Here is a 26101-nt window from a genome sequence, read left to right as displayed (position 1 = left end):
AATTTTTGCGCTTAAATTTGATTGTTTACATCATCATGCTTGGTTTCTCGAATCATTAAAAATGCGATTAAAGACAATATGGATGCTGCACTTAAATAATAACCAACTGCAGCCAAGCCATAAGTGGTGGCAAGTTTGGTGGCAATGAGTGGGGCAAACGATGCGCCAAAAATACCCGCCAAGTTAAAGGTGAGTGCGGAGCCTGTATAGCGTACAGATGTTGGGAAAATTTCAGACAATACTGTACCAATGGGCCCGTAAGTAAGTCCCATAATTGCCAAGCCAATACACAGGAAAATAAATACAATCCACGTGCTGCCTGAAGCAAGCATATCGGCAAAAAATAAGCCAAAAATTGCAGAGATGATGCACACTGCGATAGAGGTGGTTTTACGTCCAAATTTTTCGGCTAAAACGGCTGAGAGGGGAATAAAAGCAGCAAAACACAATGTGGCTAGTAGTTGAAGTTTTAAGAATTCTTCACGTGAATAACCCAGTTGTTTGGTGCCCCATTGCAAGGCAAATACCGTAGTCAGATAAAACACCACAAAGGTACAAATTGCAGCGATTGTACCGAGCACTAACATTTTAGCGTGTTTTTTAAAGACCTGAATAAATGGCACATTGACTTCTTTTTGTTTATTCAACACTTTTTGGAAGGCAGGCGTTTCATGCAGTTTTAAGCGAATCCATAAACCGACAATCACCAATAAGGCACTCGAAATAAACGGGATGCGCCAGCCCCATGTCATAAAGTCTTGCTCAGACATCAGCGCACCTAAAATAAGGAATGAACCTGTGGCAAGAATAAAACCAATCGGAGCGCCCAATTGTGGGAACATGCCATACCAAGCACGTTTACCTTCAGGGGCATTTTCTGTGGCTAACAGTACTGCTCCCGACCATTCACCGCCCAAGCCTAAACCTTGCCCTAAGCGACACAACGCCAACAGTAATGGCGCGATAATCCCAATTTGTGCATACGTCGGCAGTAAACCAATACAGACTGTAGAAATTCCCATGGTCAATAATGCCGCGACCAAAGTGGCTTTGCGTCCAATCCGATCTCCTAAATGTCCAAATAAAGCTGCGCCAATTGGACGGGCGATAAAGGCAATTGCAAAGGTGGCGAGAGATTGAATGGTTGCCGTCATTGGGTCAGTACTGATCGGAAAGAACAGATACGGGAAAATAATGACTGCCGCAGTGGCGTAGATATAAAAGTCAAAAAACTCGATGGTGGTACCGACCAAGCTTGCAGTCAGTACTCGAAATTTAGAATTTTGAGTCGGCTGTTCAGCGGCAGCAGTAGATGAAGATGCCATACAGGACCTTATGTAAAGTGAATTTTAAATGAAAGTGCAATTTGGCACAGACCGCACTGGCAGAAAAATAGTAGATACTTCTTGTAGTTATACTTTTTTGAACAAGAAGTCGGTTACAAAACTGCATCCATGAACACCATTCAAATCTGATCGTTTTATCTGTAAGACATGAGCGATATTCAGCGTTAAATCACATACAGATAAATTGCCAGAAAGTGTGCGCCTGCACCAATTAAGACAAATACATGCCAAATTGCGTGGGTATATCTTACGCGTTTTAAGGCATAAAACAATGCACCCACGGTGTAGGCAATGCCGCCAATTAGCAAAAAGGTCAGGGCTTGGCTGCTTAAATAGGCTTGCATATCGTCCATGACCAGAACGGCTAACCAACCCATCACCAAGTAGGCAATTAAAGAAATTTTATGAAAACGGTTGATAAATACCAGTTTAAATAGGGTGCCAATCAGGGCAATAATCCACAGGGCAATTAACAAATATTGTGCTTTTTGAGTAGGAATCGCGATGGATAAAAATGGGGTATAAGTCCCTGCAATTAAATAATAAATTGCGGTGTGATCTAACTTTTTATAAAAATAACGACGGTCTGCTGCGGTTGCCATGTGATACAGCATTGAAGCAGAAAAAAGCAGTACCATGCTTATTGCATAGGCCCACAAACCTAGCCATTGTCCCGTACTTAAATACGCACCTTTAATGATTAAAAGAATACCTGCAATAAATGCCAAAGCCGCACCAACACCATGGCTCAGATAGTTAATCCGTTCTTCTTGCAGGTCATAATCAGGCACTAAAGGGGCATTTAATTTCATGGCGAATCTGCTTTAATTTCTTTAATTATACAACTGTATCGTAATTCAATTTTGCTTTTAGGGTAATAACAATTAAACTTGAATTGTAATTTTTTCAGGTTTTTATTATGTCGACTTTGGCTTCTCCCTCTGTGCAGGAACAACAATTCTTAGAGGCTTTTCAGCAAGCCATTGATACACAAAAGCTTGATCGTGTGGTGCTGAGTCAATATAAAGGCGAACTGGAACAATTAGAAAAAATCACCTTACGGGTGATTCAGCTAAATCAAGACACCGTTTTAACTTGTTTGTATCGCCATAAAACGCAGGATATCACCAAAAACTATCCTTTGGCAGAAGCACAGATACAATTGAGTCACTTATTGGCAGATTGTAAACAGGCCAATTTATTTACGACAGATCAGGAAATTCAGCTAAAAAAGAACAAAAAGAAAGCCATGCTCAGCATTAGTAAAACAGCACCGACTATAGCGAAACCGAAAGAACCACAAGGACATGACCGAGAAAAGCAGCGTTATGTCGATCAATCCAGCCCATTTTTACAACACTTGGGGATTAGCGATGCCAAAGCGCAAATTATTCCGAGCATGGCGCGTAAATGGAAACAGATTAATAAATTTATTGAAATTTTTTCGGGTGCCTTGGCGCAAATCAAAATTTCGGAAAATACCTTGCGCGTGGTGGATTTTGGTTCAGGCAAAGGCTATTTAACTTTTGCGCTCTATGACTATTTGCAAAAGCAGCAATTTATTCCCTTTGTGACTGGGGTGGAACTAAACCCGAAAATGGTTGAGTTTTGTCAGTCGGTGGCGAGTGCTTCAGACTTTCAGCAGCTAGATTTTTTTCAGGGCGATGTGCGCACCTATCAGCCAGAACATTTAGATGTAATGATTGCTTTGCATGCCTGTGATGTCGCCACCGATTTTGCAATTCATACTGGTATTCGCCTGAATGCACAAATGATTATGTGCGCGCCGTGTTGCCATAAAGAGTTGCGTCCACAATTACAAAGCCCAAGCGTGTTGCAACCGATGCTGTAATTTGGCATTCATGCAGGGCAACAGGCGGAAATGTTAACCGATACCATCCGCGCTTTATTGCTCAAAGCCTATGGTTATGACACCAAAGTTTTTGAGTTTGTCGCTTTAGAACACACCAGTAAAAACAAAATGATTTTGGCAACCAAACGTCAAAATTGGAGTGAACCTGATCAAGCAGTTTTGGCACAAATTCGTGATTTAAAAACCATGTACGGTATTCAAAAACATTCTTTGGAGTTGTTGTTGAACGATCAGTGGGATCAACAGGGCATTGGTTCTAAGTGCTAAGCAAGATGGAACAGGATATAAAGATGCAAGATTATGAAATTCAATCGGGCACTTGGACACAATTTGCTGCAGAGGCCAAATCTATTCGTGAGCAAGTCTTTATTCAGGAACAGCGAATTGCGCCTGAAGATGAGTGGGATGCACAAGATGCAGTTGCCTTGCATTTTGTGGTCTATGCAACTGGACAGGCGATTGCAACAGCACGTTTACTGGAAAATCACAGTATTGGACGGGTCGCAGTGTTGAAATCACAGCGCGGTTTAGGTGTGGGACGTGTTTTAATGCAGCATATTATTCAGGTGGCAAAGCAGCAGCAACGTCCGTGGGTCAAGTTGTCTGCGCAGGAACACGCGATTCCGTTTTATCAAAGTTTGAGTTTTCAGGTTGAGGGTGAGTCGTATTTAGATTGTGGTATTCCGCATGTAGATATGCGATTGATATTTTAAACGAATTGTCGATAGTCCTGATTTTAATCGTGCAAAATAAAAATCGCCATGATGGAATGTGATCATGGCGATTTCTTTTTATAAACTGTATGAACAGAGCCGCTAGCGCATATTAATGTCCATGTGCGGGTGCTGGCTCATGGTTTTCAGGCATATTGGCATGTTCTGTTTCAGTCATACCGTGTGCATCTGCAGTTTCAGCAGCCAAAGCTTCACGTGCTTCACGATCTGCTTGTGCTTTTGCCAATGCTTCTTGTGACATAGCTGGCGCATTTTTAAAGGCGTGTTGCTGAGTATTCTGCTTTTGTTGCTGGCTAGGCATGTAGTCAGGTTCATTCGTGACCGCTAACCAGAAAATAAACATGAAAATTCCACCCAAAATACAGAAAATAAAGAGTGCTTTCCAACCCCAAGGTGATTTTTCAGGAGTAAGGCGTTCGGTCATGTGCATCTACCCAATTTGAATCTAAATCTTAAAATTATGTAACTTTATAACATAAAATGCATGAAAAACGGATTAAATTCTATTTATGCAGGGATATTCATTGTAATTTTGAGCAAATAAAAAGAGGGATGATATATCCCTCCCAGATTGCTTTAAATTTAAAGTTTAGCTTTAAATGCTTTTAGCACCTGCAGCAACACGATCTTGCAAGATTTTAGGTGGGGTAAAACGCTCGCCATATTCAGCAGTAAGTTGCTGTGCTCGTGCCAAAGCCTGTGTTAAACCATATTGATTCAAAAATTGTAAAGCACCACCTGTCCATGCAGGGAAGCCAATGCCAAAAATTGAACCAACATTGGCATCAATGACAGATTCTAAAACACCTTCTTCTAAGCAACGTAAGCTGTCCAGTGCTTGCACAAATAAAAAGCGATCTATCATCTCTTGTTCAGCGATTTCGGTATTTTGATACCAATGGCTTAACCCCGACCAAAGCTGTTTTTTACCCTGTTCAGGATAGTCATAAAAGCCTGCACCTGCAGCTTTGCCTTTACGCGAGAATTGATGAATCATGGTTTGAATGACTTCATCTGCACTCGACAGTGGTCGGTCTTTTCCTTCGGCTTGCAACGCCTTACGTGCTTCCTGTGCCACGTGTTCAGATAAGGTTAAAGATACTTCATCCTGAATGGCAAGTGGGCCAACAGGCATGCCTGCTTTTAAAGCAGCCATTTCAATTTTGGCAGGATGTACGCCTTCTGCCAGTAAGCGCAAGCCTTCCTGCACAAAAGTGCCAAACACCCGACTGGTAAAAAAGCCGCGGCTGTCATTGACCACAATCGGTGTTTTACCAATCTGCTGCACAAAATCATAGGCCTTTGTCAAAGTATCGGTAGAGGTATTTTTTCCTTTAATGATTTCGACCAATGGCATTTTATCGACAGGGCTAAAGAAATGCAGTCCAATAAAACGCTGCTGGTCTTGCGACGCTTGGGCAAGTTCACTAATGGGTAGGGTTGAGGTGTTGGATGCCATCACACCTTGTTCTGCCAGAAAAACTTCGGCTTCTTGAGTGACTTGCGCCTTGAGTGCGGGGTTTTCAAATACCGCCTCAATAATCAAATCACAGCCTTGTAAATCGGCAGCCTGTGCCGTTGGATGAATCTTGGCTAAGACTTGTGCCGCTCGCTCTGCACTTATACGACCTTGTGATACTTGTTTATCGAGTAGTTTTTGACTGTAAGATTTGCCTTTTTCAGCTTGTTCGATGGATACATCTTTCAGAACAACCGTAATACCTTTGCTTGCTGTGGCATAAGAAATGCCTGCACCCATCATGCCTGCACCTAAAATACCGACTTTTTGAGTTTGATGTGGTGCAATGCCTTGCGGACGGCCACTGCCCGATTTAATCGCATTCAGCCCATGCCAAAAGGTGCCAATCATATTTTTAGAAATTTGACCTGTTGCGAGCTGGGTAAAATAGCGAGATTCAATGCGTAAGGCTGTATCGACATCAACCTGCGCACCTTCTACTGCTGCACTCAAAATTGCTTCAGGCGCAGGGTAACAGCCTTTGGTTTTGTCGCGTAGCATGGCAGGAGCAATGGAAAGCATTTGCGCGACAGCAGGTGTAGATGGTGTTCCCCCAGGGATTTTATAGTCTTTGACATCAAATACTTGTTGTGATTGAGGATGTGCAAGAATCCAGTCTTGGGCTTTGCTGAGTAATTCTGTTTCATTTTCAGCAAGATCATGGATTAAACCTAAACTTTGTGCTTTTTCCACACTCAGCTGTTTGCCTTCCATCAACAGCGGCAGGGCAGTTTGTAAACCCAATAAACGTACCATCCGCACAATACCACCGCCACCAGGCAATAAACCTAAAGTCACTTCGGGTAAACCAAACTTGGTTTTTGCATCACGAATTGCAATACGATGATGACAGCACAGAGCAAGTTCCCATCCGCCGCCGAGTGCCGTGCCATTTAAGGCAGCTACCACAGGAATACCACGGGTTTCAATATAACGCAGCTGTGCTTTTAGGTTTTCAATCATCTGAAAAAATGAGCTGGCATGCTCAGGCTGTACTTGAATCAACTCATCTAAGTCACCGCCTGCAAAAAAGGTTTTTTTCGCAGAGGCGAAAATGATTCCCGCCACCTGTTCGTCTGCTTTTAACTTTTGTACCACTTGCGCTAATGCATCTCTAAAGTCAGCATTCATGGTGTTGGCAGATTGATTTGGTGAGTCAAAGGTTAGAATGACAATGTTATCGGCATTTTTATAATAGTGAATGGCGCTCATTTTTATACTCCTTATACTCGCTCAATAATGGTGGCAATTCCCATCCCACCGCCTACACATAATGTAGCCATGCCGCGTTTTTTATCTTGTCGTTCTAGCTCGTCCAGTAAGCTGCCTAAAATCATGGCACCTGTAGCGCCAAGTGGATGACCCAAGGCAATAGCACCACCATTCACATTGACTTTGGCGGGATCAACCTGAAGTTCTGTAATAAAACGCAGAACCACGGCTGCAAAGGCTTCATTGACTTCAAACAGATCAATATCTTCAATGTTCAGTCCTGCTTTGGCTAAGGCTTTGCGTGCTGCAGGCGCGGGTCCTGTGAGCATAATGGCAGGGTCTGTGCCAACCAGTGCGGTAGCAAGCACTTTGGCGCGTGGTTTTAAGTTGTGTTGTTGTACCGCTTGTTCCGATGCAATCAAGACCAATGCCGCGCCATCAACAATACCTGATGAATTGCCTGCATGATGCACATGATTGACTTGTCCTGCTTCAGGATATTTTTGCAGGGCAATCGCATCAAAACCCATTTGTCCCATATTGGCAAAACTCGGCTTGAGCTGTGCCAAGCTTTCAGCCGTGGTCTGTGGTTTGATAAATTCATCTTGTGCCAAAATCACCACACCTGCCTGATCTTTGACAGGTACAATCGAGCGCTCGAAATGTCCCTGTGCTTGTGCTGCTGCGGCTTTGTGCTGTGATGCTGCTGCAAATTGATCGACTTCTGTACGGCTATAGCCATCGAGTGTGGCAATTAAGTCAGCGCCAATACCTTGTGGAATAAAGTCACAAGCCATATTGGTTTCAGGGTCGAATGCCCAAGCACCACCATCGGAACCCATTGCCACGCGTGACATAGATTCCACACCACCTGCAACGATTAAATCTTCCCAACCCGAACGAACTTTTTGCGCTGCGAGGTTCACGGCTTCTAAACCTGAGGCACAAAAGCGGTTGATTTGTACCCCAGCAACATCATTGTCCCAACCTGCGGCAATCGCTGCGGTTTTGGCAATATCTGCACCCTGATCGCCAATTGGTGTGACACAACCCAAAACAATATCGTCTACTTGTGAGGTGTCTAGGTTGTGTCGTTGTTGCAATTCATTCAATAAGGTTGTGAGTAGGCGAATGGGTTTAACTTCGTGTAATGCGCCATCTTTTTTTCCTTTGCCGCGCGGAGTGCGAATAGCATCAATGATGTAGGCCTCGCTCATAATCAATCCCTTGTCGATAGTTTTCTTTATGATTGCTTTTGAGTGTAATCTGAAAATTTTGAAGTGCAATGACGAGAACGGTACAGGTCAGTGAGGTTTTTTGCTAATTGGGATGACGCAGTAATTTGGCAGAAAGATTGAAGCTATAATAGAGCGATAAAAAAAGCCCTTGCGGTGTGCAAGGGCAATCGATTGGAATTACGAGTTATTGTGAATTGTCGATTCTAAATTAATGATAACCGTGCAACTGACGGTATAAACCAGGTGTGACGCCAGTCCACTTTTTGAAAGCACGGTGGAAAGTACTGGTTTCGCTAAAGCCAACTTGTTGTGCCACATCTTCAAGGGTAAGTTCAGGATTCAGCAATAGGTGAATCGCGGCATCACGGCGTAATGCATCTTTTACCCCTTGATAGCTTTTACCTTCTGCAGCCAAACGACGACGCAAGGTTTGTGGCGATAGGTACAGCATGGATGCAACATCGTTCAAGGTTGGCATTTCTTCGCCAATTTGGCTCTTTAACACGTCACGAATACGCGAAGTTAAAGAATTGGTGTTTTTGAATTTCACCAACAATTGCGCAGGCGCGGTTTTTAAGAATTCGTCTAAGGTTTCTTGGGTTTGACGAATTGGTAAATCCAAGTAGTCGGCAGCAAAGGTAATTTCGGTGCGTGGCATGTCAAATTGCATGACAGGCGCAAAGAACAGCGCATCGTATTCATCTGCATGTGCAGGACGTGGATAGCCAAAATGTACGCGCTCCAAAGGCAGGCGACGTTCAATCAGCCAAGATGCCAAGCCGTGCCAAATCATCAACATACTTTCAGTAATAAAGTGATCAGGATCCATAGCTTGTGGAATAGATGGTACCAAACGTGCTTCGTGTTTATCACGTTCTAAGGTAACCGACCAATCATCACCAAACAGTTTGTAGAATTGCGAAGAGAGTTCTAAGGCATCGCCCAGTGTTTTGGCGTGAATTACCAATTGGCACATGATCGCGAATGTACCCAAACGACGTGGCTGAGAATCAAAACCCACGTGTTCGTCTTGGGTCACCATCCACAACATTTTAATAAAGCGAGTATATTGTTCAGGTGAAATACGTGCTTTCGGTTGGCGCAGAAGTTCTGCCTCAATACCGACATGAGATAATAAGGTTTCGACATCCATGCCGAGTCGCTTAACACCCGTGAGCGCTGCATTTACAAAATGGATACTAATGGTATCTCTGCTCATGTTAAATCCTTCAGTCTCTTTTGTATTCACGTAAGCTTGACCTAAATGACGCTAAAAATTGAAATTGGCAATTTACAATACCAATTTTACTTATTTTACATAATAAATTGCCGAAATGATCAAGGTAAATGGCTGAACATGACATTGTGTTACAGTTTTGCTGTTTATAAGATGAACGGAAAATCAGTAAAAATCGAGTAATCACAACAATGACACATGCACTGAGCGGTTTAAAAGTTTTAGATTTTTCTACCTTATTGCCCGGCCCTTTTGCCAGTTTGTATTTGGCGGATATGGGTGCAGAGGTGATTCATATTGAATCGGCAACCCGTCCTGACTTAATTCGTTTATTTCCGCCCTATGCCAATGGACAAGCGACTTCGCACAGTTATTTGAATCGGAATAAACAGTCAATTACTTTGGATTTAAAATCCCCCGAAAGTATTCAGCTTATTCACGATAAAATTGCCGAATTCGATATTGTATTGGAACAGTTTAGACCAGGCGTGATGCAGCGTTTAGGGCTGGACTATGCCAGCTTGGCAAAAATTAATCCGCGACTGATCTATTGTTCCATCACAGGTTATGGACAAACAGGCGATTATCAACAAAGGGCAGGACATGACATCAACTATTTAGCCTTGTCTGGCATTGCGGGGCATAGTGGACGGCAAGCGGGTGGGCCGCCACCGCTCGGGATTCAAGTGGCCGATGTAGCAGGTGGATCATTGCATGCTTTGGTGGCGATTTTAAGTGCAGTGATAGAACGTCAGCGCAGTGGTTTAGGGCAGTATATTGATATTTCGATGACCGATTGCGCTGCGACTTTAAACAATATGGCCGCTTCAGCAGTTTTGGCGGCACAGGTTCCTCAATATGCTGAGCAATCTTACTTAAATGGTGGCACCTATTATGACTATTATGAAACAGCAGATGGCCGTTATCTCTCAGTCGGTAGTTTAGAGCCGCAGTTTATGCAGGGTTTGGCACAGATTTTAAACTTACCGATACTTTTGGAAAAAGGGGCATCTTTAGATCCGCAAGAGCGCTTGCAAGTCAAACACGCTATTCAAGATAAAATTAAAACACAAAGTTTTGCCACATGGCAGCAGGTATTCGCGCAATATGATGTCTGCGTTGAACCTGTATTCACTTTAGATGAAGCCTTACATTCACCTTTGGCACAGCAACGCGGTTGGACAGTAGAAGTTCCTATTCAGCAGAATGCCGAAAAAACTGAAACTCAGTTGGCGTGTCCAATTAAATTTTCACGTTCTCAAATGCGTTACGATTATATCGGGCAGGCTTTGGGCGCAGGGCAGTGGTCATCTCAGACTAAAAATCAGGATGAAGATAAAGCCAAGTCATAACCACAGGTAATCAATAAAAGTTCGAACAGATGCTATAGCAGAAAAAGTGCTAAAGCATGCACTATTTTGTGATAGCTCTATAAAAAGCCTGTAAATTTTGGCAAAGGCTTACAGGCTGTGATGTTGCAATGGCTTATCAATAAAACCGCTAAGAAATATGTAAAAAACACATTTTGTTGATAGATTGAATCTCGCTATGCTGTCAGCCGTGATAATAGAAATGACTAGCTGTACGCCATGTATTTATATACTGATTTCGATCAGCAACTGATTAATGAACGTGTTGCACAGTTCCGCGACCAAACGGAACGTTATTTAGCAGGCAAATTGACTGAGGATGAATATCGTCCATTGCGTCTGCAAAATGGTTTGTATGTACAACGCTATGCGCCAATGTTGCGTATTGCGGTGCCTTACGGTCTGATGAACTCTAAGCAATTGCGTAAAGTTGCGCAGCTTGCCAAAGACTATGACCGTGGCTATGCGCACGTATCAACACGTCAAAATATTCAGTTTAACTGGCCTGCACTGGAAAATGTGCCTGACATGCTGGCAGAGCTTGCAACCGTACAAATGCACGCAATTCAGACTTCGGGTAACTGTATTCGTAATACCACCACAGACCAGTATGCAGGTGTCGTGGCGGGCGAAATTGCTGACCCACGTCCAACCTGTGAATTAATTCGTCAGTGGTCGACTTTCCACCCTGAATTTGCCTTCTTGCCACGTAAATTCAAAATTGCGGTGTCTGCACTGGAAGAAATTGACCGTGCTGCGACTGCATTTCATGACATTGGCGTCTATATTGTTAAAAATGAAGCAGGCGAAATTGGCTATAAAATTAAAGTTGGTGGCGGCTTAGGTCGTACTCCAATTATCGGTAGCTTTATTCGTGAGTTCTTGCCACGTGAAGATTTGATTGCTTACTTAGAAGCTATTTTACGTGTTTATAACTTGCATGGTCGTCGCGACAATAAATATAAAGCGCGTATCAAAATTTTGGTAAAAGCCTTAACTCCAGCAGTATTTGCAGAAAAAGTTGAAGCTGAATTTGCACATACGGTGAAAACCTTAAAAATTGATGCAGAAACTTTGCAAAAAATGGATAAAAACTTCACGCCATTTGCTTATCAAAACTATGCCGATGAAGATTTTAGCGAGCTGTTTGCGCAGTATCCAAAATTCAAGCAATGGTTCAACATCAACACCAATGCGCACAAAGTACAAGGCTATCGTATTGTCACCATTTCATTGAAACGTGCAGGTGTTGCACCGGGTGACATGACGACAGAAGAAATGAATCTGATTGCAGATTTAGCCGATCAATATACCTTTGGTGAGTTGCGTACCACGCATGAGCAAAATATTGCTTTGGTAGATGTGCCACAAAAAGACCTGTTTGCATTGTGGCAAGTGCTCGATGCCAATAACTTGGCGCGCGCGCATATTGGCTTTATTACCGATATTATTTGCTGTCCGGGTGGTGATTTCTGTTCACTTGCCAATGCCAAATCTATTCCAATTTCAGAAGCCATTTCACGCCGTTTTGATGATTTGGATACCATTTATAATCTTGGCAAACTGGATTTAAATATTTCAGGTTGTATGAACGCTTGTGGTCATCACCACGTTGGTAATATCGGGATTTTAGGTGTCGATAAAAAAGGCGCGGAATTCTACCAAATCACTTTGGGCGGGCATGCAGACCATGATGCGTCAATCGGTGATATTTTAGGGCCATCTTTTGCTGCTGAAGTGATTCCTGATGTGGTGGAAGAAATTTTAAATACCTACTTAGATTTGCGTAGTGAAGGTGAAGACTTCATCGACACTTATCGCCGTGTCGGCATTCAACCATTTAAGGAGCGCGCTTATGCTTAATACTGCACTACCTGTGCTCGCAAAAGATGGCACGATTGCAGACAATACTTATCAAGTGATTGCTGAAGATGCAGAATTACCGCAAGGTGATGTGGTGCTCAGCGTTGAACAGCTTGATCAGTTGGCACAAATTTCAGGTAAAAAAGCCCTATATTTAACGGTAGATGCTTCGCCTGAAAACCATGAATTTCCATTGGCAGAACTGGATGCAATTTTTATTGAATTTTCAGGTTTTAACGATGGCCGTGGTTATTCTTTTGCGGCATTGTTACGCCGTCAAGGCTTTCAGGGTGAACTTCGCGCAGTCGGTGATGTCTTTAAAGACGTCTTAAATTATATGAAACGTGCAGGTTTCGATACTTTCGTGATTAAAGAAGGTAAAGATGTGCAAGAAGCTGCAGCAGGTTTGGCGGACTTTACCCATCCTTATCAAGCTTCTACCGCAGTGCCAAAACCAAATTATCAAACAGGTGCGTAATATATTGATGATGGATTTCATCGAAATGTAGATAGATTTTATCGAAATATCGCGGTTCACACATTTACAAACAGCCTGCCATGTGCAGGCTTTTTGTTTGCCTTAAAATGATCAAACGGCTTGTTTTATCGCACTTCTTAATGATTTAATTTACCGCAAAGTGCTGTAGTATAAGCACGCTGATGTAGCATCGCAGTCTTATGTAGGCGTTATTTTTACATTATCAAAAATCAATCAAGACGATAATTTGATGTGATTATCCTCTGATTTATTTTTCAATTTTTTCATGATGAAGTGATTTGTCTTTATGCAAAATTCTATCCGTATTGGTATTGCTGGTTATGGCAACTTAGGTCGTGGTGTTGAAACGGCGATTCATAAAAACCCAGATTTACAATTGGTGGGTATTTTTACCCGTCGTGCGCCTGAAAGCGTTTCACCATGTTTTGCTGAAACAGCAGTGTTTCACATGGATTCATTGTCAGATTTTCAAGACAAAATTGATGTGCTGATTTTATGTGGTGGTTCAAAAGACGACTTGCCACAACAAGGTCCAGTACTGGCGAGCCAATTTAATATTGTCGATAGTTTCGATACGCATGCACGTATTCCTGAATATTATGCATCTGTAGATGCACCTGCGACAGCGAACAAGAAAACTGCACTCATCTCAATTGGTTGGGATCCAGGCATGTTCTCGATTAATCGTTTATTTGGTGAAGCGTTGTTACCAGATGGTGAAACCTATACTTTTTGGGGTAAAGGTTTAAGTCAGGGTCACTCAGATGCCATTCGTCGTGTTGATGGTGTAAAAGCAGGTGTGCAATATACCATTCCATCGAATGATGCCATTGAACAAGTGCGTAGCGGTGCGCGTCCTGTATTAAGCACCAAAGATAAACATACTCGTGAATGTTATGTCGTACTTGCAGAAGGTGCCGATGCTGCTGCGGTAGAGCAAGCGATTGTGACCATGCCAGATTATTTCGCTGACTACAACACAACCGTAAATTTCATTGATGAAGCGACTTTAGCCAAAGATCACCAACGCATGCCACATGGTGGTTTTGTCATTCGCAGTGGTAATACCAGCGATGAACAAAAACAAGTGCTTGAATTCTCATTGAAGTTAGACAGCAATCCTGAGTTTACCGCGAGTATTTTGGTGGCTTATGCACGTGCTTGCTATCGTTTAAACCAAATGCAGCAATATGGTGCAAAAACTGCTTATGATGTTGCGCCAGGTTTATTGTCAATGAAATCGCCTGAACAGTTGCGTGCAGAATTGCTCTAAACTTTTTAAAGCTATAAGCAAAAAGACGAATCAATGATTCGTCTTTTTACTTTTTGAATAAAGAAGGGTTAGGGAATGACTTTATTCAATCTACCTCAATCCCTCTTTACGAAATAGGGGTTGCAAGGCACTTAAAGCAATTCAATCGCAACTGCAGTTGCTTCACCACCACCAATACAGAGAGCAGCAACGCCACGTTTGCCACCTGTGCGTTTAAGCGCATGAATTAAAGTCAGGATAATACGTGAACCTGTAGAACCCACAGGATGCCCAAGTGCACATGCACCACCGTTGATATTCACTTTTTCAGGATCAAGCTTGAACTCATCCATTGGGCACATGGTGACCATAGCAAAAGCTTCATTAATTTCCCATAAATCTACATCTGCAACTTGCCAACCCGCTTTATCCAATACTTTTTGAATCGCAGCAACAGGGGCGATGGTGAACTCAGATGGGTGTTGTGAATTGGTGGCATAAGCCACAATTTTTGCTAATGGTTGTAAACCTTTATTTGCTGCATTTTCTGCAGACGTTAGGACTAAGGCTGAAGCACCATCTGAAATTGAGCTGGCATTGGCTGCGGTAATCGTGCCATCTTTGGCAAAAGCTGGACGAAGAGTTGGAATTTTTTCAATATTGGCATTAAATGGTTGTTCGTCTTTATCGACAACCACATCACCTTTACGTGTTGAAACATGTACAGGCACAATTTCATCGGCAAAATAGCCTTCATTTACGGCAGTTTGCGCGCGTTTGAGAGAGCGAATCGCAAAATCATCCATTTGTTCACGGGTATAGCCTTTGCTATTGGCCATATCTTGTGCGAATGAGCCCATTAAACGCCCTGTTTCTGCATCTTCTAAGCCATCTAAGAACATGTGATCTTTCACATCACCGTGTCCCATGCGGTAACCCGCACGTGCTTTAGTCAGAATATAAGGTGCATTACTCATTGACTCCATACCACCAGCGACAATGATTGAGGCAGAACCTGCTTTGATTGCATCGGCTGCTTGCATGACAGCTTTCATACCAGAACCACAGAGTTTGTTGATGGTGACCGCACCTGTAGAATCTGGTAAGCCTGCTTGACGCATCGCCTGACGAGCAGGGCCTTGCTTTAAGCCTGCAGGCAGGACGCAGCCCATAATGACTTCATCGATTTCTGTTGCTTGTACCCCCGCACGTTGAATGGCCGCTTGGATACTTGCCGCACCTAATTCTGGTGCAGTCACATTGGCTAAACTGCCTTGAAAGCCACCCATTGCAGTGCGTGCACCATTTACAATAACGATATCCGTCATTTTATTCTCCCAGTTTTTTATATGTGCTTTTGTCTAGATTTAATTCCAAGCAGGAATAGATCACTTCAGCAGTATAGGCAAAAAAAGATGAGAATAAAGTGACAATATAAAGATCATTTAGACTGCTCAGTTAACATCCATTGATGTCTTCAGCTCGAGTTTGCCCCATTTTACTAAGCACCAGTCGTTTGCTCGCGACGTGAGTAGAGCAGTAAAAGAAACTACCATTCGAGCCGATCGGCAAACCTTGTTGTGCATTAAAAGTTACACTGGGTATGTTTAAAGTGCCACGCCAATCCAGAGTTCCGTATTTAAGTGCAGTTTTTTCTGTATAAAGAATGTATTCATTGTTGTCTATCTGACGATTTTTATTTCGATCAATAAAAATCATAAAACCCGTATTCCAGTTTTGCTTACTGCATTGGCTAAAGTCATGTGTTGGACAGATCACAACATTACTATGATGGGTGAAGGCATGGGAGCGTGCTATTTTCAGGCTGGACTGTAATGAATACTGAATTCGCTTGAGTTCTTGTTGTGCCATCAGCTGATGAAAATAGGGCAGGGCAATCATGACTAAAATCGCACTAATCGCTAACGTGACGATCAATTCAAACAGCGTGAAGCCGTTTTTTCTTACATTCGACATAAGTCTTTACCTGTTATTGTTATGTTTTTTATGATTAATTTGAGTAATTTGTTGTTTTATAGCGCTTTATTTGTTGTATAATAATTACTAAACAACTTCTCGCGAAAGTGCTAGAATAAACCGTAAGAAAGATAGGCTATTCGCACCAAATAATTGAGTAGAAAGTTACCGAATTACAACGGAAATTGTAAGTAATTTTGTCAATAATTTACTTGATTAAAATTATCAAGCACTTGGAAAAGTAAAAAAGTGTTTGTATGATTCAAAGTGACTAGCTTAAAAATAATACTGGGGTATAAGAAAGCCTATCTCAGGGTAGTCGAAAATTTAAGCTTGAGCTTGAACAACAATTGTTATCTCTGGAGGATAAATCCATGAAAATGAGTCGTATTGCATTAGCAATGCTCGTAGCTGCTCCTTTAGCTGCTGCAAACGCGGGCGTAACTATTACTCCTTTAATGCTTGGTTATACTTGGCAAGACACTAAACACAATAACAGCTACGAAGATCATCTTTATGAAGAATCAGCTGAATTAAAAGATGATTTATTTGTTGGTGCCGCTATTGGTGTTGAATTGACTCCATGGTTAGGTTTCGAAGCTGAATACAACCAAGTAAAAGGTGATATTGAAGATAGCGTTGAAACATATGGTGAATATAAGCAAACTCAAATCAATGGTAACTTCTATGTTACTTCTGATTTGATCACTAAAAACTATGACAGCAAAATCAAGCCATACGTACTTTTAGGTGCTGGTCATTACAAATATGATTATGATGGTTTGCTACCTGATGACGAAGGTACTTTAGGTAATGTAGGTTTAGGTGCTTTCTGGCGCTTAAACGATGCTTTGTCTCTACGTACAGAAGCGCGTGCTACACATAATTTTGACGAAAAATTCTGGAACTACACAGCTTTAGCTGGTCTTAACGTTGTTCTTGGTGGTCACTTGAAGCCAGCTGCTCCTGTAGTAGAAGTTGCTCCAGTTGAAACCGTTGCTCCAGTTCAACCAGCTCCACAAGAGTTGACTGAAGACCTGAACATGGAACTTCGTGTGTTCTTTGATACGAACAAATCAAACATCAAAGATCAGTACAAGCCAGAAATCGCTAAAGTTGCAGAGAAGTTAGTTGAATATCCAAACGCTACTGCTCGCATCGAAGGTCACACTGACAACACTGGTCCACGTGCATTGAACGAACGTTTATCTTTAGCGCGTGCGAACTCTGTTAAATCTTCACTTGTAAATGAATACAATGTAGATCCAGCTCGTTTGTCTACTCAAGGTTTCGCTTGGGATCAACCGATTGCTGACAACAACACTAAAGAAGGTCGTGCTATGAACCGTCGTGTATTCGCGACGATCACTGGCAGCCGTACAGTGACTGTTGAACAACAAGCTCAATAATTTGAGTTAAGTTGAAAAAACGACTCTTCGGAGTCGTTTTTTTATACTTCTTTTTTTATGAGGTGTTTGGATTAAAGAGTGCCTGAAATAATTTACATTCAATACGTTTAAAAAATATTGTAAAAGTATGATTTTTAGAATAAAGAGTAAATAAGGTAGAGGCTGATGGTGCTTAATATTTCGGTCTGTTGACTCGTAAACTTAGTCGAATTTTTATACCAAGTTTATCGTCAATTCATTAAAAAACTCCAAAGCGTCGTCGCAGATCAAAATTTTAAAATAAGATATATGTACTCGATGTCTATCAGTCGATCAAGTCGTTGTTTAGCGATTATAAAATCAACATTGAGCAGTTTGTGATGTGATCTCTCGCCGTATTATCAATAATGAAAGTGCTTTAAAAATAAAATTTGTCTTAAATTTACGCCATAAAAAAACAGCCAAATGTTGGCTGTTTTTAGAATCTTGGCTTCTCAAACGAAGTGCAATAGAAGAAGATTTACTTTAGTCATGATCAGGGTGTAGTGGTTTCACATCCATATCCTGATATGCAATCAGTTTGGTTCTGTGTTTCCATTTATAGCCTAACCAAATGACCAAGAACAAAAGAATACCAATATAAGTCGATAAAACAGCGAGCCATTCACCTTCAAGCACTGCTTGGTAGTTTTGCCCTAATACAACAATCGCACATAAAATAAAGGCAAACCATGGCGCAAAAGGAAAGAATTTGGCGCGGTAATCTAAATCTTCAAGTTTGTAGCCTTGTGCCAAATAGCCTTTACGGAAGCGGTAATGCGATACAGCAATTCCGAGCCAAACGATAAAGCCACACATGCCTGACATATTCAGAAGCCAGTTAAATACTTGTTTTTCACCAATAAATGTTGTTAAAAAACATAGTGCAGCGATTGCTGTTGTGGCATACAGTGCATTCATTGGGACGCCACGAGCATCCAAGCGGGCAAAAGCTTTTGGTGCACTGCCTTTACGTGCCATATCAAATAGCATACGGGTCGATGAATACATACCCGAGTTCCCTGCAGAAAGAATCGCAGTTAAAATCACCGCATTCATGACACTTGCAGCAAAGGCAAAGCCTGCTTGCTCATATAATAAAGTAAACGGAGAGAGCGCAATGTTATCGGTGGCGGCTGCTTGAAGTAAACGTGGGTCATCATAGGCGATTAACGTACCAATAATGAAAATACACACGATATAAAACAATAAAATACGCCAGAAGATTTGTTTGATTGCAATAGGAATGGTTTTCTTAGGATTTTTAGATTCACCCGCTGCAACGCCAACCATTTCAGTACCTTGAAATGAGAATCCTGCAATCATCGCCACACCAATTAAGGCAGATAGTCCACCTACAAATGGCGCTTCGCCTTTGCTCCAATTGGCAAATGTAGCAACATCAGGGTTGAGCATGATTTTGACAATCATAAAAATACCGATAATGATGAATGCCACAATCGCAAGTACTTTGACCAAAGAAAAGAAGAACTCAGACTCACCAAATCCTTTGACGGTTAATGCGTTAATTGCGAAAACCACCGCTAAAAATAATGCACTCCAGTAAAAGCCAGGAATATCAGGAAACCAAAATTTCATGATGAATTGCACCGCAACCAATTCAAATGCCACGGTAATAGCCCAGTTGTACCAATAGTTCCAGCCTAGCGCAAAACCGAAACCACCTTCGACATATTTACTGCCATAGGTAAAGAACGCGCCTGAAGTTGGATTATGCGTTGCAAGTTCGCCTAGACTGGTCATCAAAAAATAAATCATGACGCCAATTAGGGCATACGCAAGCAAGGCGCCACCAGGACCTGCATTGGCAATGGTCGCACCTGAAGCAAGGAATAAACCTGTACCAATTGAGCCACCAATGGCGATCATGTTTAAATGACGCGCACCGAGCTTACGCTGCAGTTTTCTACTGTTGTGTGAGTCGCTCATCCTACTTCCTTTGTATTTTTTTGCGTGCTGGCAAACAGCACTTTAAAGCCTTGTTGATCTGCCTTGATTGTGCATTGACCGAAACTTTGTTCAATTAAGAGTGGATAATTCAAAAAGCGATTGGCCACAATCCAAAGTTCACCACCCGATTTCAGATGACGACGTGAGGTTTTGCACAGATTTTCACTGGCATCGTAATGTGTGTGAATGCCTTGGTGGAACGGGGGGTTACTCACGATGGCATGCAAAAATAGCGGTGCATCCTCAATGCCTGTCACGGCTTTAATTTCAAGCTGTTGTGGATTGAGCTGATTTTTTTCAAACGTCATTTGCGTTGACGCTAAAGCAAAGGCATCGACATCTAAGGCAAAAATACGATTTTCAGGGTTAAGTTTGGCTAAGTAAGCACTGATCACACCCGCACCACAGCCAAAATCTGCAATTTTCCCAGCAGTAACCTGATTCAAATAAGGCAGTAATACAGCCGTGCCAACATCCAAGTGTTTTTGGCTAAATACACCCGGCAAGGCACAAATCTGTAAATCGCCTTTAGGTGTAGCAACTGTATAGTTTTGCGCCCAATCTGCTAAGGCTTTAGTTTGAACCTTGCAGTCTAAAATCAGCTGCCATAGTTGGCAGTGGCGGGCGCTATCTAGTTTGAGTGTTTTGCCATAAGGTTGTAATTGCTTTGCAGCCCGTTCAATTCCTGCTTTCTTTTCACCGACTAAAAATACGCTGCTGCCTTGTGGGAGTTGTGCGGCAATGGTGTGAATCAGGTAATTGAGCAGTTCCTTAGATTTCGGTACAAAAATAACCGCCTGATCAAATTCACCGACAGGCAATTCTGCACCAAAATGCACTTGCGCCTGTTGATTTTGAAAGTATTGATAGTCGTTAAAATTCCATGTCCAAACAGAAGCTTGGATTGAGTCACCCAATTCTGCGAGGAGTTGATCGGTCGGGGCATTGATCAGTAGAACGCGACCAGACAAATAGTCATATTGTCTGAGTAAAACTTCGCTTTGGGGGTTCATGGTTCTCTCTCCAATAGAAAAACACTGTCTAAGTTCAGCTCAGACAGTGTTTTTTGGACATGCAATTACTTTTTAGTTTCAGGAAGCACAATATTTAAAATGAGTGCTGCAATACCGCCTGTTGCAACGCCTGAACTGAAAATATTACGGAATAATTCAGGTAAGTGTTCCAGAATTTGTGGCACTTGTGCAACACCTAAACCTAAGCCCAATGAAATTGCAATAATCAGCAAGGCACGACGATCTAAAGCGACACCTGAAAGAATATTGATTCCCGAAGCGGCAACGGCACCAAACATCACCATCACAGCACCACCTAGTACGGCTTGAGGCACAGCCTGAATCACACCTGCAACTGCAGGAAGTAAACCTAAAATGATGAGTAGGGCAGCAATCCAAATGCCGACATAACGGCTAGCAACACCTGTAAGTTGAATCACGCCATTATTTTGGGCAAATACCGAACTTGGAAAGGTGTTGAAAATCCCTGCCAAGAATGAGTTAGCGCCATTTACCAATACACCGCCTTTAATGCGTTGCATCCATTGTGGGCCATCGACAGGTTGATTGGAGAGTTTAGAGGTCGCGGTAATATCACCAATCGCTTCCAATGAAGTCACCAAATAAATAAATGCCAATGGAATGAATAAGCTCCAAGAGAAATCCAGTCCAAAATGCATCGGAGTCGGCACTTGTACCAGAGGGGCATCTTTCAGACCTGAAAAGTCGAGATGACCCATCAAGCCTGCCATTGCATAACCAATCACCAAGGCAATTAAAATGGCAGAGCTTTTAATCCACGTGATATTGATGCGGTTCAAAATAATAATAATTGCCAAGACGGTACACGACATAATCAGGTTGTCGGTATTGGCAAAGGTATTATTGCTCATGGCTTGGTAGCCACCGCCCATACTGATTAAACCTTCTTTAATTAAGGTCAAACCAATGAGAAGTACCACAATACCAGTGACCAATGGGGTAATCAGCTTTTTGACCCACGGTAAAATTTGCGATACGCCCATTTCAATAAACGAACCTGCAATGACCACGCCAAAAATTGCCGCCATGACCGATTCAACAGGTGTGCCTGCGGCGACCATAGCAGAGCCAATACCAATGATTGGGCCAATAAAGTTAAAACTGGTGCCTTGCACAATGAGCAAACCTGCACCAAAAGGGCCGACTTTTTTACATTGTAAAAAGGTTGCAATGCCTGAAATGACCAAAGACATTGACAAGATCATGTTGGTATCTTGTTTGGAAACACCTAAAGCCAAGCAAATTAAGAGACCTGGTGTGACAATTGGAACAATAATTGCCAGTAAATGCTGAAAAGCTGCTAAAAAAGCGATGAATGGTTTTGGACGGTCATTCAGACCATAGACCAAATCGAGCTGGTCTTTTGGGTGGGGAGAGTGGTTTAAATCAGACATGAGTCATAAAAAATTGCAAAAGTGGCGCTATTCTAATCGAGTTACACAGCTTTACAAAACCCAAAGCACGCCACTCATCAAAAAAATTGTGTGTGTCAATAAAGTGTCACTATAAAACTTTAGTATTTTTCTGTATAATTTGCCCTCAAATTTATAGCGTATTGAATTTAAATGTCTGATATTAAAACTCTCCGCAACATCGCAATTATTGCGCACGTTGACCACGGAAAAACAACTCTTGTGGATAAACTTTTACAACAATCGGGCGCACTCGGTGAACGAGCGGGCGAGATTGAGCGTGTCATGGATTCAGGCGCTATTGAAAGTGAACGTGGTATTACCATTCTTGCAAAAAACACTGCAATCAAATGGTTAGACAAACGTACTGATACTGAATACCGCATTAACATTGTGGACACCCCGGGACACGCCGACTTCGGTGGCGAAGTTGAACGTGTAATGTCGATGGTGGATTGCGTACTTCTTTTGGTTGACTCACAAGAAGGCCCAATGCCACAAACACGTTTCGTAACGCAAAAAGCGTTCGCACGTGGTTTGAAGCCAATCGTGATCATCAACAAAGTAGACAAGCCAAACGCGCGTCCAGACTGGGTTATTGATCAAGTATTTGACTTGTTTGATAACTTGGGTGCAACCGATGACCAATTAGACTTCCCAATCGTATATGCATCAGGCTTACGTGGTGTTGCTGGTCCTGCGCCAGACGAATTAGCGGAAGATATGACGCCGTTATTCCAAACAATTGTAGATATCGTCGAGCCACCAGCAGTTGATGTTGATGGTCCATTCCAAATGCAAGTCTCTTCACTTGACTATAATAGTTTCGTGGGTGTGATTGGTGTGGGTCGTATTCAACGTGGTTCTGTGAAATTGAATACACCTGTAACCGTGATTGACCAAGAAGGCAAAACACGTAACGGTCGTATCTTAAAAATCATGGGTTACCACGGTTTAGAGCGTATCGACATCGAATCTGCATCTGCAGGTGACATCGTTTGTGTAACAGGCATGGACGAATTACATATTTCTGACACGATTTGTGATCCGAAAAATGTAGAAGCTTTACCGCCGCTTTCTGTAGACGAACCAACCGTATCGATGACATTCCAAGTCAACAACTCACCTTTTGCGGGTAAAGAAGGTAAGTTCGTGACTTCACGTAACATTCGTGAACGTCTAGACCGCGAATTAATTCACAACGTTGCACTTCGTGTAGAAGATACTGACAGTCCAGACCGTTTCAAAGTATCTGGTCGTGGTGAGCTTCACCTTTCTGTATTGATTGAAAACATGCGCCGTGAAGGCTTCGAAATGGGTGTATCTCGTCCGCAAGTCATCTTGAAAGAGATTGATGGCGAAATGCAAGAACCATACGAAAACGTGACTTTTGACGTAGAAGAACAGCACCAAGGCGCTGTGATGGAACAAATGGGTAACCGTAAAGGTGAGATGACCAATATGGAAGTAGACGGTAAAGGTCGTATCCGTATTGAAGCCACTGTGCCTTCACGTGGTTTAATTGGTTTCCGTTCTGAATTCATGACCATGACTTCTGGTACGGGTATCATGACGTCAAGCTTCTCACACTATGGCCCAATGAAAGCAGGTCAAGTTGCGAAACGTCAAAACGGTGTGTTGATTTCTATGGTTCAAGGTACTTGCCTTGGCTATGCATTGTTCACATTGCAGGACCGTGGTCGTCTATTTGCTAAACCTCAGTTAGAAGTTTACGAAGGTATGATCGTAGGGATTAACTCTCGTTCAGACGACATGACAGTTAACCCAACTAAAGCGAAACAGTTAACTAACGTACGTGCTTCTGGTACTGATGATGCGTTGACATTGGTACCTGCAATTGAATTCACGCTTGAACAAGCGCTTGAATTTATTGAAGATGATGAATTAGTTGAAGTAACACCTAAGTCAATCCGTATCCGTAAACGCTGGTTGACTGAAAACGAACGTAAACGTAACCGTTCTGGTAAATAAGTTTTAAAAATGATGTTGTCCTCATGCGGGGCAGCAAAATTTAAAAATGCCATCAATTTATTGATGGCATTTTTTTGTTTAAATTAGCAAACCAATATATAAAAGCAGATGATTTCCAAGTAAATTACGTGGAAATGAAGCTATAAAGTTAATGTATACTTCGTCACATAAATTAAAGTCAAAAAAAACTGGAGATTTAAATGAGTATTATTCAAGAGTTCCGCGAATTTGCGGTAAAAGGCAATATGATCGACTTGGCTGTCGGTGTGATTATTGGTGGGGCATTTGGTAAAATTGTTGACTCATTAGTGAAAGATATCATCATGCCATTGATTACTGTGATCACTGGCGGTGGTGTGGATTTCACACAAAAGTTCTTTGTTTTGGGCGATAACCCAAACAATTTACAGTCTTTAGATGAGTTAACCAAAGCAGGTGTAAATGTCCTGACCTATGGTAACTTCCTTACGATTTTAATTAACTTCATCATTTTGGCATGGGTGGTGTTCTTAATGGTGAAAATGATTAATCGTATGCGCCGTAAACAAGAAGAAGCAGCGCCAGAACCAGCAGCAACGCCAGAAGATATCGCGTTGCTACGTGAAATTCGTGATGAATTGAAAAAACGTCAATAATTTTTAATACGCAATCAAAACAAACGGCGCTTTATGCGCCGTTTGTTTGCACCCTATTCTCTAGGATGGAGAGGCGCTGAAGGCATAAAAATTACATCCGAAACTTTACTTCTACCAAATGAAAACCAAACTGACTTTTTACAGGGCCGTGTAGTACGCGTTCTGCTGCGGTAAACACTAATTTATCAATCACGGGTACCAATTGTCCTTTTTTGACCTCACCCAATTCCCCACCTTTTTTTCCTGAAGGGCAGGTCGAAAATTGTTTGGCAATTTTGGCAAAATCAGCACCTGATTGAATCCGCTTTTTCAGTTGTTCACAGGTTTCTTTATCTTTCACTAAAATATGACGCACAATAGCGGTTCTCATACTTTTTTACCTCGTTTGCTTGTTGCAGCTTTAGTCGAAGTGAGTACTTTTTTCAAAGGCTGACATTCAGGACAAAATACCGAGGCACGTTGGCCCAGTTTTAAATTTTCTAGTGTGGTTTCACAGTTCACACACATTTCACCTGCACGTCCATACGCCAACAAGGTTTGTTGGAAATAGCCATTTTCGCCCATCGCATTGCTGTAATCACGTAAGGTCGAACCGCCTAAATCAATCGCTTGTTTTAAAATGCGTTTGATTTCGAGCACTAGTTTTTCAATCTGTTTCAAACTGAGTGATGATGCAGGTTGTGCAGGGTGAATACCTAAATTAAACAGACTTTCCGTGGCATAAATATTGCCCACACCCACCACGACATGGTTATCCATAATTGCAACTTTGATGCCAACATTTTTGTTTTTGAGCTTCTGTGCAAGATAGTCGGGGTTAAAGGCATCACTCAACGGCTCAGGGCCAAGTGGATCTATCAGTTTGCGTTGAGAGCTTTCATTTAGCCATAAAATACAGCCAAAGCGACGTGGGTCGTGGTAGCGCAATTGTATATCTTCAAACTGAATAATCAAATGGTCGTGTTTGCGTAAATCTTCCTGCGCATCGCAAAGACGAAAACTGCCCGACATGCCTAAATGCCACAACATGCTGTCCTGTTCAAATTGCGCCAGAATGTATTTGGATCTGCGGGTCAATTGCAGTAATTTTTGTCCTGTGAGTTTATGTAGGTTTTCTGGAATGGGCCAGCGTAAATTGGCTTGACGTACTTCTACATTCAGGACTTTTTGATCAAGTAGCGGCAATAGACTAGTTTTGGTAGTTTCAACTTCTGGTAATTCTGGCATGGTACAAATTCAATCCGCTTTTAGAAATTAAGCAGGCAAGGACATACAGTAATGCGCTTAATATTGGGCATTATCCATAGAATACAAGCCATAGTGTGCTGTCGCAAAATTATTCTGTGTAAAACAAAAGCAGGCTTTGCAAAAACCATACAACACGTTATAAATAAATCATTTTTAAACATCTATTATAGAAAAACCATCTAAAACAGATGGCAGATTCTGAGTGATTACTTCTTTTTTATTTAATGATTCGCTTTTGGTG

Annotated in this window: 21 protein-coding genes and 1 pseudogene; 9 read left to right on the top strand and 13 right to left on the bottom strand. The window is 42.1% G+C overall.

From position 1 onward, the window contains the following. Positions 1-11: 11 nt before the first annotated feature. Both FTV52_RS08470 and FTV52_RS08465 read right to left on the bottom strand, forming a co-directional pair. Positions 12-1325: an MFS transporter gene (locus tag FTV52_RS08470; protein WP_131260737.1), complete on the bottom strand. Its 1314-nt coding sequence runs from the start codon at positions 1323-1325 to the stop codon at positions 12-14. 185 nt (positions 1326-1510) lie between these two features. Continuing rightward, on the bottom strand, positions 1511-2158 hold the full coding sequence (locus FTV52_RS08465; protein ID WP_004972459.1) for a hemolysin III family protein: 648 nt from the start codon (positions 2156-2158) through the stop codon (positions 1511-1513). 107 nt (positions 2159-2265) lie between these two features. On the opposite strand from FTV52_RS08465, the pseudogene FTV52_RS08460 reads away from it, so the two are divergent. Both FTV52_RS08460 and FTV52_RS08455 read left to right on the top strand, forming a co-directional pair. Next, positions 2266-3486 (top strand): annotated as a pseudogene (locus FTV52_RS08460) (SAM-dependent methyltransferase). A 23-nt stretch (positions 3487-3509) separates the two neighbouring features. Beyond that, a complete protein-coding gene (locus tag FTV52_RS08455) occupies positions 3510-3932 on the top strand; it encodes a GNAT family N-acetyltransferase (RefSeq protein WP_004972455.1) in 423 nt (140 codons plus the stop codon). A gap of 112 nt (positions 3933-4044) precedes the next feature. Here FTV52_RS08455 and FTV52_RS08450 read toward each other — a convergent pair whose 3' ends face one another. The 4 genes from FTV52_RS08450 to FTV52_RS08435 form a co-directional block, all read right to left on the bottom strand. Continuing rightward, the gene (locus FTV52_RS08450; RefSeq protein ID WP_004972453.1) at positions 4045-4377 is read right to left on the bottom strand and encodes a hypothetical protein; all 333 of its coding nucleotides are present in this window, start codon (positions 4375-4377) and stop codon (positions 4045-4047) included. A 171-nt stretch (positions 4378-4548) separates the two neighbouring features. After that, positions 4549-6684 (bottom strand): 3-hydroxyacyl-CoA dehydrogenase NAD-binding domain-containing protein, encoded by a 2136-nt coding sequence (locus FTV52_RS08445; RefSeq protein WP_179990559.1) that lies wholly within the window; start codon positions 6682-6684, stop codon positions 4549-4551. Positions 6685-6695: 11 nt separating this feature from the next. Further along, a complete protein-coding gene (locus FTV52_RS08440) occupies positions 6696-7901 on the bottom strand; it encodes an acetyl-CoA C-acetyltransferase (RefSeq protein ID WP_179990557.1) in 1206 nt (401 codons plus the stop codon). A 229-nt stretch (positions 7902-8130) separates the two neighbouring features. After that, entirely contained in the window at positions 8131-9141 is a 1011-nt protein-coding gene (locus FTV52_RS08435; protein ID WP_004972448.1) for an AraC family transcriptional regulator, read from the bottom strand. 209 nt (positions 9142-9350) lie between these two features. On the opposite strand from FTV52_RS08435, the gene FTV52_RS08430 reads away from it, so the two are divergent. The 4 genes from FTV52_RS08430 (at position 9351) to FTV52_RS08415 (ending at position 14164) form a co-directional block, all read left to right on the top strand. Further along, positions 9351-10511 carry a CaiB/BaiF CoA-transferase family protein gene (locus tag FTV52_RS08430; RefSeq protein ID WP_179989190.1) on the top strand — a complete coding sequence of 387 codons (1161 nt, stop codon included), beginning with the start codon at positions 9351-9353 and terminating at the stop codon, positions 10509-10511. Between the two features lie 237 nt (positions 10512-10748). Continuing rightward, complete coding sequence (locus tag FTV52_RS08425; protein ID WP_096901566.1) at positions 10749-12392, top strand: nitrite/sulfite reductase; 1644 nt, start codon at positions 10749-10751, stop codon at positions 12390-12392. Further along, positions 12385-12870: a DUF934 domain-containing protein gene (locus tag FTV52_RS08420; RefSeq protein ID WP_179990555.1), complete on the top strand. Its 486-nt coding sequence runs from the start codon at positions 12385-12387 to the stop codon at positions 12868-12870. The genes FTV52_RS08425 and FTV52_RS08420 overlap by 8 nt, the downstream gene beginning before the upstream one ends. A gap of 307 nt (positions 12871-13177) precedes the next feature. Beyond that, a complete protein-coding gene (locus tag FTV52_RS08415; RefSeq protein ID WP_004972441.1) occupies positions 13178-14164 on the top strand; it encodes a diaminopimelate dehydrogenase in 987 nt (328 codons plus the stop codon). 131 nt (positions 14165-14295) lie between these two features. Here the strand turns inward: FTV52_RS08415 and FTV52_RS08410 are convergent, their stop codons facing one another. Next, entirely contained in the window at positions 14296-15471 is a 1176-nt protein-coding gene (locus FTV52_RS08410; RefSeq protein ID WP_179990553.1) for a thiolase family protein, read from the bottom strand. A 130-nt stretch (positions 15472-15601) separates the two neighbouring features. Further along, on the bottom strand, positions 15602-16120 hold the full coding sequence (locus tag FTV52_RS08405) for a GspH/FimT family pseudopilin (RefSeq protein ID WP_179990551.1): 519 nt from the start codon (positions 16118-16120) through the stop codon (positions 15602-15604). Between the two features lie 374 nt (positions 16121-16494). On the opposite strand from FTV52_RS08405, the gene omp38 reads away from it, so the two are divergent. Next, complete coding sequence (gene omp38 / locus FTV52_RS08400) at positions 16495-17529, top strand: outer membrane protein Omp38 (protein WP_179990549.1); 1035 nt, start codon at positions 16495-16497, stop codon at positions 17527-17529. Positions 17530-18033: 504 nt separating this feature from the next. Here omp38 and FTV52_RS08395 read toward each other — a convergent pair. The 3 genes from FTV52_RS08395 to FTV52_RS08385 all read right to left on the bottom strand — a co-directional run bounded on the left by FTV52_RS08395 (position 18034) and on the right by FTV52_RS08385 (position 21967). Further along, complete coding sequence (locus FTV52_RS08395; RefSeq protein WP_179989193.1) at positions 18034-19497, bottom strand: amino acid permease; 1464 nt, start codon at positions 19495-19497, stop codon at positions 18034-18036. Continuing rightward, entirely contained in the window at positions 19494-20531 is a 1038-nt protein-coding gene (locus tag FTV52_RS08390) for a methyltransferase (RefSeq protein WP_179990547.1), read from the bottom strand. Before FTV52_RS08390 ends, FTV52_RS08395 begins: the two co-directional genes overlap by 4 nt. Before the next feature lie 65 nt (positions 20532-20596). Next, positions 20597-21967, bottom strand: a complete 1371-nt coding sequence (locus tag FTV52_RS08385) for a uracil-xanthine permease family protein (protein WP_179990545.1) — start codon at positions 21965-21967, stop codon at positions 20597-20599. Positions 21968-22138: 171 nt separating this feature from the next. Between FTV52_RS08385 and typA the strand changes: the two genes are divergently transcribed. Continuing rightward, positions 22139-23977, top strand: coding sequence for a translational GTPase TypA (gene typA, locus FTV52_RS08380; RefSeq protein WP_004972424.1), 1839 nt, complete (start codon positions 22139-22141; stop codon positions 23975-23977). Between the two features lie 200 nt (positions 23978-24177). Beyond that, on the top strand, positions 24178-24612 hold the full coding sequence (gene mscL, locus FTV52_RS08375; RefSeq protein WP_004972423.1) for a large conductance mechanosensitive channel protein MscL: 435 nt from the start codon (positions 24178-24180) through the stop codon (positions 24610-24612). A 91-nt stretch (positions 24613-24703) separates the two neighbouring features. On the opposite strand, the gene FTV52_RS08370 is transcribed toward mscL, so the two are convergent. Continuing rightward, a complete protein-coding gene (locus FTV52_RS08370) occupies positions 24704-24982 on the bottom strand; it encodes a peptidylprolyl isomerase (protein ID WP_004972420.1) in 279 nt (92 codons plus the stop codon). Next, positions 24979-25839, bottom strand: a complete 861-nt coding sequence (mutM, locus tag FTV52_RS08365; protein ID WP_004972419.1) for a bifunctional DNA-formamidopyrimidine glycosylase/DNA-(apurinic or apyrimidinic site) lyase — start codon at positions 25837-25839, stop codon at positions 24979-24981. The genes FTV52_RS08370 and mutM overlap by 4 nt, the downstream gene beginning before the upstream one ends. Positions 25840-26101 lie beyond the last annotated feature (262 nt).

It is taken from the genome of Acinetobacter sp. YH1901141 (assembly GCF_013416935.1).
In the GTDB taxonomy this organism is placed as follows: domain Bacteria; phylum Pseudomonadota; class Gammaproteobacteria; order Pseudomonadales; family Moraxellaceae; genus Acinetobacter; species Acinetobacter towneri.
Note: the sequence above shows the minus strand (reverse complement) of the source record. Positions and strands in the feature narration are given on the sequence as shown.